Annotated in this window: 11 protein-coding genes; 9 read left to right on the top strand and 2 right to left on the bottom strand. The window is 59.5% G+C overall.

The genetic code is table 11. The features are described from left to right. The first annotated feature begins 28 nt into the window (after positions 1–28). Genes DFS28_RS08085 through DFS28_RS08055 form a run of 7 tightly spaced genes read left to right on the top strand, consistent with a single transcriptional unit; the run spans position 29 to position 8,148 of the window. On the top strand, positions 29–1,786 hold the full coding sequence (locus tag DFS28_RS08085; protein WP_111449307.1) for a carbamoyltransferase: 1,758 nt from the start codon (positions 29–31) through the stop codon (positions 1,784–1,786). After that, positions 1,770–2,900: a glycosyltransferase gene (locus DFS28_RS08080; RefSeq protein ID WP_111449306.1), complete on the top strand. Its 1,131-nt coding sequence runs from the start codon at positions 1,770–1,772 to the stop codon at positions 2,898–2,900. The genes DFS28_RS08085 and DFS28_RS08080 overlap by 17 nt, the downstream gene beginning before the upstream one ends. Next, positions 2,900–3,796 carry an antimicrobial resistance protein Mig-14 gene (locus DFS28_RS08075; RefSeq protein WP_111449305.1) on the top strand — a complete coding sequence of 299 codons (897 nt, stop codon included), beginning with the start codon at positions 2,900–2,902 and terminating at the stop codon, positions 3,794–3,796. Before DFS28_RS08080 ends, DFS28_RS08075 begins: the two co-directional genes overlap by 1 nt. Before the next feature lie 8 nt (positions 3,797–3,804). Next, complete coding sequence (locus tag DFS28_RS08070; protein WP_111449304.1) at positions 3,805–5,235, top strand: PIG-L deacetylase family protein; 1,431 nt, start codon at positions 3,805–3,807, stop codon at positions 5,233–5,235. After that, complete coding sequence (locus DFS28_RS08065) at positions 5,232–6,188, top strand: glycosyltransferase (RefSeq protein ID WP_111449303.1); 957 nt, start codon at positions 5,232–5,234, stop codon at positions 6,186–6,188. Before DFS28_RS08070 ends, DFS28_RS08065 begins: the two co-directional genes overlap by 4 nt. A 39-nt stretch (positions 6,189–6,227) precedes the next feature. After that, entirely contained in the window at positions 6,228–6,995 is a 768-nt protein-coding gene (locus tag DFS28_RS08060; protein ID WP_111449302.1) for a glycosyltransferase family 2 protein, read from the top strand. A 4-nt stretch (positions 6,996–6,999) separates the two neighbouring features. After that, positions 7,000–8,148: an O-antigen ligase domain-containing protein gene (locus DFS28_RS08055; protein WP_111449301.1), complete on the top strand. Its 1,149-nt coding sequence runs from the start codon at positions 7,000–7,002 to the stop codon at positions 8,146–8,148. Between the two features lie 42 nt (positions 8,149–8,190). Here the strand turns inward: DFS28_RS08055 and DFS28_RS08050 are convergent, their stop codons facing one another. Further along, positions 8,191–8,832: a toluene tolerance protein gene (locus DFS28_RS08050; protein ID WP_111449300.1), complete on the bottom strand. Its 642-nt coding sequence runs from the start codon at positions 8,830–8,832 to the stop codon at positions 8,191–8,193. A gap of 115 nt (positions 8,833–8,947) precedes the next feature. Between DFS28_RS08050 and msbA the strand changes: the two genes are divergently transcribed. Next, the gene (gene msbA, locus DFS28_RS08045; protein ID WP_165934023.1) at positions 8,948–10,750 is read left to right on the top strand and encodes a lipid A export permease/ATP-binding protein MsbA; all 1,803 of its coding nucleotides are present in this window, start codon (positions 8,948–8,950) and stop codon (positions 10,748–10,750) included. A 123-nt stretch (positions 10,751–10,873) separates the two neighbouring features. Next, positions 10,874–12,298, top strand: coding sequence for a bifunctional D-glycero-beta-D-manno-heptose-7-phosphate kinase/D-glycero-beta-D-manno-heptose 1-phosphate adenylyltransferase HldE (gene hldE / locus DFS28_RS08035; protein WP_033055483.1), 1,425 nt, complete (start codon positions 10,874–10,876; stop codon positions 12,296–12,298). A gap of 45 nt (positions 12,299–12,343) precedes the next feature. On the opposite strand, the gene DFS28_RS08030 is transcribed toward hldE, so the two are convergent. Beyond that, the gene (locus DFS28_RS08030; RefSeq protein WP_111449297.1) at positions 12,344–13,312 is read right to left on the bottom strand and encodes a metal ABC transporter ATPase; all 969 of its coding nucleotides are present in this window, start codon (positions 13,310–13,312) and stop codon (positions 12,344–12,346) included. Positions 13,313–13,343 lie beyond the last annotated feature (31 nt).

Genomic DNA, 13,343 nt, shown 5'->3' with positions numbered 1-13,343 from the left:
GCATGCAGACTAAAGAGGCTAGACCCCTGTGGCATTGACGATTCTTGGCCTGTCCGGCGCCCTTAGCCATGATCCTTCCGCAGCGTTGTACATCGACGGCAAGCTGGTCGCGGCGGCTGAGGAAGAGCGCTTTGTGCGCGATAAACATGCAAAGAACCGCATGCCCTACGAGTCGGCGAAGTTCTGCCTCGAGCAGGCCGGCATCAAGCCATCCGACGTTGATGTGGTAGCGATCCCGTTCGCGCCGATCAGCCTGTTCGGCAAGGCTCGCTGGCATTACGCCAAACGTTACTGGTACGCCCCGGACCGCGCGCTCGACGCAATCCTGATGGGCAACCGTCGCTACAAGCGCTATCGCAACAAGATTGTCTGGTGCCTCGAGCAATTGGGTTTCGATCCGAAGAAAATCAAGATCGAGCCGGTCGAGCATCACCTGGCTCACGCCTCTAGCGCTTATCACTGCTCCGGTTTCAAAGAGAAAACCGCGATCCTGGGGATCGATGGCAAGGGTGAGTACGCCACGACCTTTTTCGGTTACGGCGAAAACGGCAAGATCCACAAGATCAAGGAATTCTTCGATCCGGACTCCCTCGGTGGCCTGTACGGCGCGATCACCGAGTTCCTCGGTTTCGAGATGCTCGACGGTGAGTTCAAGGTCATGGGCATGGCGCCGTATGGCGACGCCAGCAAATACGATTTCTCGCGCCTGGCTTCGTTCGAGAACGGCGAGCTGGTGATCAACACTGACTACGCCAACGTCATCGGCCTGCGTCGTTATAAAGAGAAGGGCAAGGGTTTCTACTTCTCGCCGAAGCTGATCGAGTGGCTGGGGCCGAAGCGCGAAGGCGACATCGCCGACGAGCCGTACATCCATTACGCCGCGAGCATGCAAGCGCTGTTCGAAAAGATCTCGCTGCAGATGATCGACCACTACCTGGGCGACGTGCTCAAGGAAACCGGCAAGCTGGCCTTCGCCGGCGGCTGTGCGTTGAACGTCAAGCTGAACCAGAAAATCATCGCCCGCGACGACGTTAAAGAACTGTTTGTGCAGCCAGCGTCCGGCGATGCCGGCACCGCGGTCGGCGCGGCGGCCTATGTGTCCCACGCCCGTGGTGTGCCGGTCGAGAAGATGGAACACGTCTACCTCGGCCCGTCGTACACCAACGAAGACGTGCTCGCCGCGTGTGCCCGTCACCCGAGCAAGCCGGTCTGGCGCAAGCTTGAGAACATGCCGGAAAACATCGCCAAAATCATGGTCGATGGCAATCCGGTAGCCTGGTTCCAGGGCCGCATGGAGTTCGGTCCGCGCGCCTTGGGCGGTCGTTCGATCATTGGTTGCCCGAGTGCGACTGGCGTGGCTGATCGCATCAACCACCAGATCAAGTTCCGCGAGCGCTGGAGGCCTTTCTGCCCGTCGATGCTCGACACCGTGGCCCCGCAGATGATCAAGGTCGACCACCCGGCGCCGTTCATGACCTTCACCTTTGAAGTGGCGGAAGAATGGAAGACCCGCGTGCCGGAAGTCGTCCACGAAGACGGTACGTCCCGGGCCCAGGTGCTCAAGCGCGAATACAACCCGCGTTACTACGACATGATGAAGGCGCTGGAAGTACTGACCGGCAACGGCGTGTCGCTGAATACCTCGCTCAACCGTCGTGGCGAACCGATGATCTGCTCGCCGACGGACGCCCTGAACATGTTCTTCGGTTCCGATCTACAGTATCTGATCATGGAAGACATCCTGGTGGTCAAAGAGGGCGCGGACGCATATGACACGCTCGGCTGAACGCCATGTGTTGCAGTTCTGTCACGGCTATGACGGGCCGTTTCTGGACTGCGCCCGGCAGTACGCCAGCCTGTTCGCGGGGACCGGTTATCGGGTGACCACGGTGTTTCTGACCGGGGCTGCCGATGCCGAAGTTGCCGCGGGCTGCGCTTCCGATGAAGTGTTGTTCATGGAATACAGCTCCAAGGCCATTCGTGGCCTGAAGCTGGGCGCCATCAGCGATCTGCGCAAGATCGCTGCCTCGCGCAATTTCAGTTTTTGCATCGCTCACCGTTTCAAGCCTATTTATATCGCCTTGCTCGGCACGTCGTTGCCGGTGATTGGCGTGCATCACGCGTTTGACGATTACAAGCGCGGCACGCGCAAACTCTTCGCCAATATTTTCCGCAAGCGCCTGAGCCTGCTCGGGGTTTCCGATGCCGTGCGCGACGACATGCGCCATTGCCTGCCGAAGTGGCCGGCGGCGCGGATTCAGACGCTCTATAACCGTATCGATGTGCAGACCTTGCAGGACAGCCAGGTGTCGGTTCGCGAGGCCCGGGAAACCCTCGGCCTGGCGCCGGATGCCTGGGTTGTCGGCAATGTCGGACGGCTGCATCCGGACAAGGATCAGACCACGCTGCTGCACGGTTTTGCTGCGGCATTGCCGGGTTTGCCGGCCAGCAGTCAATTGGTGATTCTCGGTGCCGGTCGACTGGAACAGGACCTCAAGGCCCTGGCCCGTGAGTTGGGCATTGGCGACCGGGTGCTGTTTCTCGGGCAGGTGCCTGAAGCACGGCGTTATTTCCGTGCCTTCGATGTGTTTGCCCTGAGTTCCGATCACGAACCGTTCGGCATGGTGCTGCTGGAGGCCATGGCTGCCGGCGTGCCCTTGCTCGCCACGGCGTGTGGCGGGGCGAAGGAAGTGGTCGAGGGCGTCGGTATTCTGTTCCCGCTGGGCGATGCCGAACACTTGGCTCAAGGGCTGCAACATCTGGCCGCGATGGACGAGCAGCAGCGTCACCAGTGTGCCGAGCTGATGCTCGATCGCTTGCGTGAGCGCTTCTCTGACCGCGCGGTACGCGATGCCTTCTGGCGTTTGCCGCACGTTACCGAACTGGCGCCGAGGGGCTGATGCTCAACCGATTTCAAGGCTGGCGCGAACGTGGCTGGGCGGTAGTCGACGCCTCGACATATGCCCAGGCCTGGCAACGATATGGCGGCAGCGTCGCCACTCATCCCATGGTGGTCGAGCGGCTTTCGCAGTTGGCCGACATTCCTGTGCGCTACCTGGCCTGGGAGCAAAACGGTGAAGTCAAAGCCGCGATCCCGACCTGGGGGCGCGACCTCGCGTTGTCCAAGGACGTACTCAAACGCTGCGGTAAAAAAGGCCTGTTCGACCTCGGTAATGCCGAGTTCATCCTGCCGGCCGCAGCCGATGCACAAGCGCCGCTACGTCATCGTGGACGCTACCTGTCGGCGCTGAATGAAGGCCGCTTCACCGGCATCAAGTTGCAGGCTGAACAGTTGGCGATGGCCCGCACTCCCGAAGAACTGTCGAAGAAGTTTCGCTACAACCAGCGCCGTGAATTGCGATTGCTGGAAGAAGCGGGCGGAGTGGTTCGGCCGGTCGCGGAGTTTTCCAGCAGTGAACTGGCGGCGATCTATTGCGACTTGTTCCAGCGTCGCTGGGGATTCCCGGCGACGGGGGCCGAGCGCATGGCTGAGGTCATCGAGTTGCTGCGTGATTTGCTGATCGGTTCGGTGATTTTTCTCAACGATGCGCCAATAGCGATTCAACTGGTCTACCGTGTCGAGACACCGCAGTGGATCAGCGTCGAGTACATCAATGGCGGCGTCGATCCTGAAACCCGCGAATTCAGTCCGGGCAGCGTGCTGAGTTTTCTCAATACGCAAAGCGCCTGGGAGCATGCCCGGGCGTTGGACAAACCCTTGCGCTTTTCTTTCGGCCGCGCCGACCGTGAATACAAGGATCGCTGGTGCAATCCTGTGCCGGTGTTCACCGTATGAGTCAGCCCATGAACCGCAAACAGCAATTGCTCAAGCGCCATCGGCGCAACAAACGCATCGGTCTGCTCATCGCGCTGGTGCTATTGATTGCCATGGGTGTGCTGGTGAGCTGGTGGCTGCCATTGGTGCTCGCGGTTCTGGGCTGGATTGCCCACGAGGCATGGTTTGCCGACCATTTGTTTTATTCGCCCAAAGACGATTATCAGTACAGCTTTCCACCGTACACCCAGCAGCCCAAGGTTCATCTTGACGGTGAGCGTTTGCGCCTGGACGACGGTGTCATGCTGGTCGACGACGCCACGCTGGTCTTGGCGCTGCGGATAAAAAGCACTTGGCTGGGCCGCTTCATCGATCCCGTGGTCGAGTTGTCGGGTGGGGATCACCCGGACCGGCAAACGTTCGAGCGTGGTGTGAACGGCCTGCGTTACCTCAACCTCAGTGGTCAGGCGCACGTTCTGTCGCAAGGTGAGTTACGCCTGCGCGGGCGTTTCTGCCGACTGCTGGGTGAGCCGGTGCTCAGGGTGTTCGAGCATCCGGATTACAGCCGTCAACGGGTGATGGTGATCGCGCCCCACGCCGACGATGCCGAGTTGGCCGCATTCGGCTTGTACAGCAGCGCCAGTCAAAGCTGGATTGTGACCCTGACTGCCGGTGAAATAGAGGCCGGGCACTATCAGCAGATGGGGCTCAATGGCGTCGAAGCGTCTCGGTTGAAAGGCTCGCTTCGCGCCTGGGACAGTCTCAGCGTGCCGCTGTGGGGCGGTGTGCCTCAGGAGCGCTGCATACAGTTGGGGTATTTCTGCCTGCAATTGCCCGCCATGCAAAGCACGCCGACCGAGGCCGTGGTATCCCGTGAGGCACAGCTTGGCGATACTCGATATTTTCGACGGTTCAATCCGTTTGCCCTGGGCAGTGACGTCGATGGCATACCGTCCTGGAACAATCTGCTGGCCGACCTGAGTGAGTTGATCGAGCGTATCCAGCCTCAGGTCATCGTTTTGCCACATCCGCGTTTCGACCCGCACCCAGACCATCTATGCTCACAGCAAGCGGTGATGCAGGCACTCAACGGTACAGCTTGGCAGCCCGAAACCTTGTTGCATTACGCCAATCATCTACACGACAACGATCGCTGGCCAATGGGTGATGCCGGTACCGGTGTAACACTGCCGCCACAGATCAATGATCACGAACCGTTGCGGCCCTGGGCGCTTTGTTTGTCGGCTGAAAAGCAGTGGCACAAGGCTATGTCGTTGGGCATGATGCACGACCTTCAGCCCCGACTTCCCCTCAAGCGTCTACTTCGCCGGGCGATCCAGCGTTGTCTGGCGGCCCGACGCTGGCCGGCTTTCGGCGAAAACGAGTTCTTCCGTAAAGCGGTGCGCCGCCACGAATTATTCTGGGTCCAAGAGCTGTCTGGAAAGAGAGAGACCAATTGAAAGTTCTGTTTCTGGTACAGAAAGAGCAGCGAGCGATCCTCGATCGACTGTACGACGGTATCGCCGAGCACTGCGACTGCGACAAGCGCGAGCTGACCAGCGCGGAGCAGGACGACTTGCGTGGATATTTCCGCAAGCATGTCGATGTGACCCGCTACGACCGGATTGTTTTTTTCCTGCGCTTCAAAAAAGAAATCAGACAGGTGAGGTTCATACAAACCCTGCCCAATCTGGTTATTCTGGAACACGATGCGTACCAGAACTACATCCCGTGCAAATACACCGGCAAGTTCAGCGCCCATTACCGCAAGCTGCCCTGGGTGCGGGTGATCAGCTCGGGCTTCATGGTCAGCCAGCGTTTGCGTGAGGAAGGGTTTGACGCGCATTTCGTGCCCAAGGGCTACGATCAGGCACTGTTGCAAAACTGCCAGCGTGAACGGGATATCGAGCTGGGTTTTGTCGGCAGCCTCAACAGCGTGGCGTATGCCGGGCGCAAGGCCATGCTCGAGTCCGTGGCCGAAGTGGAGAACCTGCTGATCACGCGCACCAAGTCAGGTGAGGAATACTGCGAGACGTTGAGCCGGATCCGTTACTTCGTGAGTGCCGACGTTGGCATGGGCGAGTACATGATCAAGAATTTCGAGGCCATGGCCTGTGGTTGTGTGCTGTTTGCTTACGATCAAGGGGAAGCAGAGAATCGCGCGCTGGGGTTTGTCGATATGCACAACATCGTGCTCTATCGAACCCGCGACGAACTCAGGGAAAAACTGGCGGTGTTGCGCGAGTCCCCCCAGCTGACCGAGACCATTTCATTGGCCGGACAGGCTTTGGTAGAGCAGCGTTATACGTTTAGGGCTGTAGGGCATGCGATTGTCGACGCCCTGCATGCGCCGCTGCGCGAGCATGTCCCGCTGGGCTGGAAAGAAAAACTACGCTTGTCGCTGGGGCTGTGAAGCCGGGCGATTAAACAACCTATGGTGCGGTGCAAATAAATGCTGTTCAGCGAGACTAGCGACATTTCGGTTGTAATCACTAGTTGCGGTCGTTTCGATCTGTTGAAGCGTACCCTCGAGACGTTTGACCGGTTCAACACGGCTCCCATCCGTAAGGTGTTCATTACAGAGGACTCCGGCGACAGCGCCGTAGAGGCCTGTATTCCAGAGCACTGGAGGGCGCATACCCAGTTCTTCATCAACAAGCCACGCCTGGGGCAGTTGCGGTCCATCGATGCCGCTTATACTCAGGTGCAGACATCGTGGATTTTCCACTGTGAAGACGACTGGGACTTCTACCGCGAAGGGTTCATCGAAGAGTCTCAATGCCTGCTGGAGGAAGATCCGCAGGCACTGCAGGTGTGGCTGCGCAGCTTCAATCATGACCTGATGGTTCACAGCCCTTACGTGTTCCTGAACGAGCGCAAAGTCAGCCATGGCATTCCTTTCTACGTACTGGGCTCGCAAAAAGCCGAGTGGCAAGGTTTTTCCTTTAATCCAGGGCTGCGTCGTCGCGCGGATTACTTGTTGCATGCACCGTATTCCGGATTTTCCGGGGAGAAAGACCTGTCGCGTATGTACGCTGGCGAAAACCGCTATGCGTTGATTCTGGAAAACGACGCGGTATTGCACACCGGTTTCGGTGAGCATGTGGTGGTTCCGAAGGAGCGGGAGAACAAATTACGGCGTAAACGTCTTGAACGGCTGAAGCTGATTGCCGCTCTTATCTCGGGTCTTGCAATAGGTTGGGTGCTACATGGAATTTAGCGGCATGAAGCCAGGAAAGAACACCATGGCGTATTTCGGAACGGTGCTCTGTCTGTTTCTTTTGAGCTTTGTGGTGGGCTGGTCGTCGAAGTGGACCAACAACCTGTTCTACGCCTTGATGGTATTGCCGGGCCTGATCTTCCTGATCAAGGAACGCGGTGCGGGCTTGCTCAAGGAGCCGCTGGCGTGGGGTTGGCTGGCGTTCATTCTATGGTTTCTGGTGCCTGCAACGATTGCAGGGCAGATACAGTTCTACAAACACGTCTTCTATGTACTGATGTTCATCATGGTGGCCGGCGCCTTCACCGATCCGCAGTTCTTCCGCAGTGCGGCGTTTGTTCGCGCTCAGTTCTGGATTCTGACGTTGTACATTTTCGGCAGCGCGCTCTACGGTTGGGCCACCGGTGAGTTCGCCGTCGGCGGCCGGGTGGCGCTGCTTCCGGCGCGCCTGGAGAACGTCATCTACGCCAGCATTTGGCTGTTCTGTGCGTTGGCGCTGGCGCTGCCAATCTGGCTCAAGACGCGAAAGTACATCGAAGCTGGCCTGGCCATCGTTTTGTCGGTGTTCGCGGTAGCCTTCGTCCTGCAGACGCGTACTGCGTTTGTGGGGGCTGTGTTCCTGTTTAGTCTCTGGGTGCTTTACGGCATTTACCACAAGCCGCGGCTGGTAGGCGGTGCGGTGGCAATTTGCGCAATCGTTTTAGGCCTGCTGTTCCTGGTGGTGCACAACGAAGCCTGGTACCAGTCCCTCTGGAACCGAGGTGATTCATACCGCATCGAGATTTTCCATATCATGGTCGGCGAGTGGCGCCACTGCGGCTGGGCACTGGGCTGTGGCATCAACTTCCACACCACCCAGGTACTCGATGGCTGGATGCCGATTCAGCATCCGCACAACATTTTCGTAGCCCTGGGGCTGTACAGCGGCGGAGTCGCTCTGGCGTTGTTCGTCGCGCTGATGGCCGCCTCCCTTTGGCAGGCCTGGCGTCTGCGCGACGCGTGGGGTATGTACCTGGCGTGTGCGCTGGTGATGCTGAACTTCGATGGCAGTTTGCTGATTGGTAACCCTGACGAGTTGTGGCCACTGGTACTGCTGCCCGCCGCGATGATCCTGTCTCGCGTGCTGAAGGCGCGACAACCCGCGCTGGCGTAATGCCTGGCCTTCGCTTCCTCCCCGGAGGCGAAGGCGCTCAGATCATTTTTGCAGGGCGACGCTCAGCTCCTCCGGGGAGCAGATGCTCTGGGTCTGGCCATAATTGTGCATGAAGACTTCGCCGCGACCGTCGAGCAACCATTGCCGATCTTGCGGGTAACGCACCATATGCTTGAAGTTGCGCAGTCGCAGAGTCTTGCGCAGCGGACGTCGATACACCCGCATGTCGGCGATGTCGATCAGGCCCAGCTGATGCTCGGGTGTGAGCACGATGTTGCCCAGGTGCGCCGAGCGAAAATAAATCCCCCGCTCATGCAAAGTGGCCATGAAGACCCCCAATTGGCCACGTAACGGATCGGCATCGCCCTCGATGTCCAGCAGCTGACGCAGGGTCTGGCCCGGAAGTGGATCGTAGTGCACGGCATCGCGCTCGATACTCGCAATACGGTAAACCTGACGAATCGACGGGCAGGGGATGTGCCGTTCACGCAACGCATCGCAGTTGTCGGCAAAGCGTTTGGCGTACGGGTACCACGCGGCCGACGTCAGCAGGCGTTTGCGGCGAAACAGTTTGAGTATTGAACCGTCCGTCAACCGCAGAACCTTGTCCCCCGAACCATCCGCTTCAAGGACTTGTGCTCCCTCGCGCAGGGCGAGATATCGGGTGTGATCAAGCGCTTGCATCAATACTCCGGGTTGGGTGCCGTGAGGCATGGATAGCCAGCCATGTTACCGCAGCTCAGCGACTAAAATGGCCTGTGTTACACTCGCGGGCTCTTTTCTCATACAACGGGTTCTCATGACCAGCCCTGATTCGCCTGCGCCGTCGAGCTTGAAGATTTACCTGCGCCTGCTGTCGTATGTGCGCCCGTACTGGGGCATGTTTGCCATCAGTATCGTCGGCTTTGTGATTTTTGCCTCGACGCAGCCCATGCTCGCAGGGATTCTCAAATATTTCGTCGATGGTCTGAGCAACCCTGAAGCGGTGCTCTTCCCGACTGTTCCCTACCTGAAAGACTTGCAGTTGCTGATGGCCGTGCCGCTGCTGATCATCCTGATCGCCGCCTGGCAAGGCCTGGGATCGTTCCTGGGTAACTATTACCTGGCCAAAGTATCGTTGGGGCTGGTCCACGACTTGCGTGTCGAGCTGTTCAACAAGTTGCTGGTATTGCCCAACCGTTATTTCGACACCCATAACTCCGGGCACCTGATTTCGCGCATCACCTTCAACGTGACCATGGTCACCGGGGCGGCCACGGACGCCATCAAAGTGGTCATTCGTGAAGGCCTGACCGTGGTGTTCCTGTTTGCTTACCTGTTGTGGATGAACTGGAAACTGACCCTGGTGATGCTGGCGATCCTGCCAATCATCGCGATTATGGTGAGCAGCACCAGCAAAAAATTCCGCAAGCAGAGCAAGAAAATCCAGGTGGCGATGGGCGACGTGACTCACGTGGCCTCCGAAACCATCCAGGGCTATCGCGTGGTGCGCAGCTTCGGTGGCGAGAGCTATGAAGAGCGTCGTTTCGCCGAAGCCAGCCAGGGCAACACCGACAAGCAACTGCGCATGACCAAGACCGGTGCGGTCTACACGCCCATGCTGCAATTGGTGATCTACACCGCGATGGCGGTGCTGATGTTCCTGGTGCTGTTCCTGCGCGGCGATGCCACCGCCGGTGACCTGGTGGCCTACATCACCGCGGCGGGCCTGCTGCCCAAGCCGATTCGGCAGCTGTCGGAAGTCAGCTCGACAATTCAGAAAGGCGTTGCCGGTGCCGAGAGCATTTTCGAGCAGCTGGACGTCGAGCCCGAGATTGACCAGGGTACCGTCGAGCGCAATCGCGTCAGCGGCCATCTGGAAGTGCGCAATCTGAGCTTCACCTATCCAGGGACCGAACGTGAAGTGCTGAAGAACATCAATTTCACGGCGGCACCGGGGCAAATGATCGCCCTGGTCGGTCGGTCGGGCAGCGGCAAGTCGACCCTGGCCAGCCTGATTCCGCGTTTCTATCATCACGAAACCGGCGAAATCATGCTCGATGATGTGGAAGTCGAAGACTATCGTCTGCGCAATCTGCGTCGACACGTGGCGCAGGTGACGCAGCATGTGACCCTGTTCAACGACACCATCGCCAACAACATCGCTTACGGTGACCTGGCCGGCGCACCACGTGCCGACATTGAAAAGGCTGCCAAGGATGCTTACGCGATGGACTTCATTGCGGAGATGCCGCAGGGCCTGGACACCCAGGTCGGGGAAAACGGCGTGTTGCTGTCCGGTGGCCAGCGTCAGCGCCTGGCGATTGCCAGGGCCTTGTTGAAGAACGCACCGTTACTGATTCTCGACGAGGCAACGTCGGCGCTCGACACCGAGTCCGAGCGGCACATTCAGGCGGCACTGGATCAGGTCATGAAAGGTCGCACCACACTGGTGATTGCTCACCGGTTGTCGACCATCGAGAAAGCCGACCTGATCCTGGTCATGGATCATGGCGAAATCGTCGAGCGCGGCACCCACGCTCAACTGCTGGCGCAAAACGGCTACTACTCGCGCCTGCATGCGATGGGCCTGGACGAGCCGGTTACTGCGGGTATCGCCTGACCCCCGCTGGCCGCCACCGAGGGGTGGCGGCCGCAAAAAATCCTCTCATTAATGCCATGCGCAAGCCCACGCCAACCCTGTGTTAATATCGCGCCCCTGTTCATTTTGTATGTGGGTTGCTCCATGAAGTTGTCCATGCCGCGATTCGATCAAGCCCCTGTCTTGGTGGTCGGCGATGTCATGCTCGACCGTTACTGGCATGGTGGTACCTCACGGATTTCCCCTGAGGCGCCGGTACCGGTAGTCAAGGTCGAGCAAATCGAGGACCGCCCGGGCGGTGCCGCCAACGTTGCGTTGAACATTGCCGCCCTCGGCGCACCGGCCTCGCTGGTCGGCGTGACCGGCGACGATGAAGCCGCCGACAGTCTGGCCAATAGCCTCAAGGGCGCTGGCGTACGGGCGTTGTTCCAGCGCATCGCGCACCAGCCGACCATCGTCAAGCTGCGGGTCATGAGCCGTCACCAGCAACTGCTGCGTATCGACTTCGAAGAACCGTTCGCCACCGATGCGCTGGCGTTGGGCGAGCAAGTCGACGAATTGCTCGAGGGGATCAAGGTGCTGGTGCTGTCCGACTACGGCAAAGGCGCGCTGAAAAACCATCAGGTGCTGATCCAGGCGGCACGTGCCCGTGGCATTCCGGTGCTGGCCGATCCCAAGGGCAAGGATTTCTCGATCTACCGTGGTGCGAGCCTGATCACTCCGAACCTCAGCGAATTCGAAACCATCGTCGGCGGTTGCGCCGATGAGCACGAACTGGTGAGCAAGGGCGCGCAGCTGATGCACGACCTTGACCTTGGCGCATTGCTGGTCACCCGCGGCGAACACGGCATGACCCTGTTGCGTCCGGATCATCCGGCGCTGCACCTGCCGGCCCGTGCCCGTGAAGTGTTCGATGTGACCGGTGCCGGCGACACGGTGATTTCCACCCTGGCGGCCGCCATTGCCGCTGGCGAAGAACTGCCCCACGCGGTGGCCCTGGCCAACCTGGCGGCGGGTATCGTGGTCGGCAAACTGGGTACCGCAGCCATCAGCGCACCGGAGCTGCGTCGCGCCATCCAGCGTGAAGAAGGTTCGGAGCGCGGCGTACTCGGCCTGGAGCAGCTGTTGCTGGCGGTCGATGATGCGCGTGCGCATAAAGAGAAGATTGTCTTCACCAACGGCTGCTTCGACATTTTGCACGCCGGTCACGTGACCTACCTCGAACAGGCGCGGGCTCAGGGCGATCGCTTGATCGTTGCGGTCAACGACGATGCCTCGGTCAGCCGCCTGAAAGGCCCGGGTCGTCCGATCAACAGCGTCGACCGTCGCATGGCCGTACTGGCAGGTCTGGGCGCCGTGGATTGGGTGATCAGCTTCGCTGAAGGCACCCCCGAAAACCTGCTGCGCGAGGTCAAGCCGGATGTGCTGGTCAAGGGCGGGGACTATGGAATCGAGCAGGTTGTCGGCGCGGACATCGTGACCGCTTACGGCGGAACGGTGAAAGTGCTGGGGCTGGTGGAAAACAGCTCGACTACCGCGATTGTCGAGAAGATCCGCAAGTCCGAGTAACACTGATCGTTCCCACGTCGAACGCGTCTGCGTGGGAACGATCAATCAGGAGCTGACTTTTTTCCGCGGTACGATTTTCTTCAGCAATTGCTTTGCCTTCCCACGCAACCGCGCCAAACCTGAATCTTTCCCCGGCGGGCTCAAGCCCTGTTGCTGCACCCAATCCTTCCAGCGAATCCGCTCATCCCTCACCAGCCAGCCTTCCTGCTGGGCAAAACTCTCTGCCAGGTACAACCCGCGAGTACTCGCCGGGTACAGCTGATCCTTTTTCAAGGTGTAGAGCTCGGCCATCGGTTGGCCATCCTGCAGCGGCATCAAGTACAAATCGGGACGTTTTCGATCCAGGCGGGCCACCAGTTGATCGCCTTCCAGTCGCTCGTCGACATGGAACAGGCTGAGGGATTTGGCCTCCTTGGGCACGTCCAGACGCAAGTCATAGATCAATTGCAGCGAGGCCGTCGGCAAATGCACGTAAGCCCGCGGGCGTTCGATCAACTGCATCTTGGCGCAACGCACCGGCCGCGCCGAACCGGACAACGGCGTCAGGCGAAACGGCAGGGCTTCACGGTAATGCAGCGCGGACGAGTAGGGTGCCGGCAGCCAAGTGTCATTGAAGCGACCGCCGAGCCAGCCTTCCGGGGTTTCCAGCAGGCACTCTTCGGCAATTTCCTGAATCGCGGTGTGCAGTGGCAGGTTCAGCTCATGGGCGGGCACGTAGCCGGAGATCAGCTTGAGCACCACGTCGCCGCGGTCTTGCCGACGCTGACGCACCAACACCCAGTAATCGCGGTTCTGCCAATGCAGGGTCAGGCGCACCGAAACCCCGAGATTGGCCAGCTCAAGCGAAAACCGCTGAGTGTCGGCGACCGTCACCGGGCGGCGCCGTTGCAGCGTCTGGGAGAAATTGAGCGGCATCCCGACGCTTTGATAACTCAGGCCTTCGGGAGTCGCTTCGACGAATAACGGCAGGGTCTTGAAGTTGCTCGGGTTCTTTCTTATGAGCGTACGCGGCATGTCGGCTCCTGCTTAAGGCCGCGTGGGCGGC

Origin of the sequence: Pseudomonas sp. 478, from assembly GCF_003254125.1 — a bacterium.
Lineage (GTDB): Bacteria > Pseudomonadota > Gammaproteobacteria > Pseudomonadales > Pseudomonadaceae > Aquipseudomonas.
The sequence above is the reverse complement of the archived record's forward strand: the minus strand, read 5'-3'. Positions and strand labels throughout refer to the sequence as shown.

Coding starts and splice junctions, on each gene's coding strand:
- DFS28_RS08030 (WP_111449297.1), bottom strand. CDS start 13,312: ATGCCGCGTACGCTCATAAGAAAGAACCCGAGCAACTTCAAGACCCTG.
- DFS28_RS08050 (WP_111449300.1), bottom strand. CDS start 8,832: ATGCAAGCGCTTGATCACACCCGATATCTCGCCCTGCGCGAGGGAGCA.
- hldE (WP_033055483.1), top strand. CDS start 10,874: ATGAAGTTGTCCATGCCGCGATTCGATCAAGCCCCTGTCTTGGTGGTC.
- DFS28_RS08060 (WP_111449302.1), top strand. CDS start 6,228: ATGCTGTTCAGCGAGACTAGCGACATTTCGGTTGTAATCACTAGTTGC.
- DFS28_RS08075 (WP_111449305.1), top strand. CDS start 2,900: ATGCTCAACCGATTTCAAGGCTGGCGCGAACGTGGCTGGGCGGTAGTC.
- DFS28_RS08070 (WP_111449304.1), top strand. CDS start 3,805: ATGAACCGCAAACAGCAATTGCTCAAGCGCCATCGGCGCAACAAACGC.
- DFS28_RS08080 (WP_111449306.1), top strand. CDS start 1,770: ATGACACGCTCGGCTGAACGCCATGTGTTGCAGTTCTGTCACGGCTAT.
- msbA (WP_165934023.1), top strand. CDS start 8,948: ATGACCAGCCCTGATTCGCCTGCGCCGTCGAGCTTGAAGATTTACCTG.
- DFS28_RS08055 (WP_111449301.1), top strand. CDS start 7,000: ATGAAGCCAGGAAAGAACACCATGGCGTATTTCGGAACGGTGCTCTGT.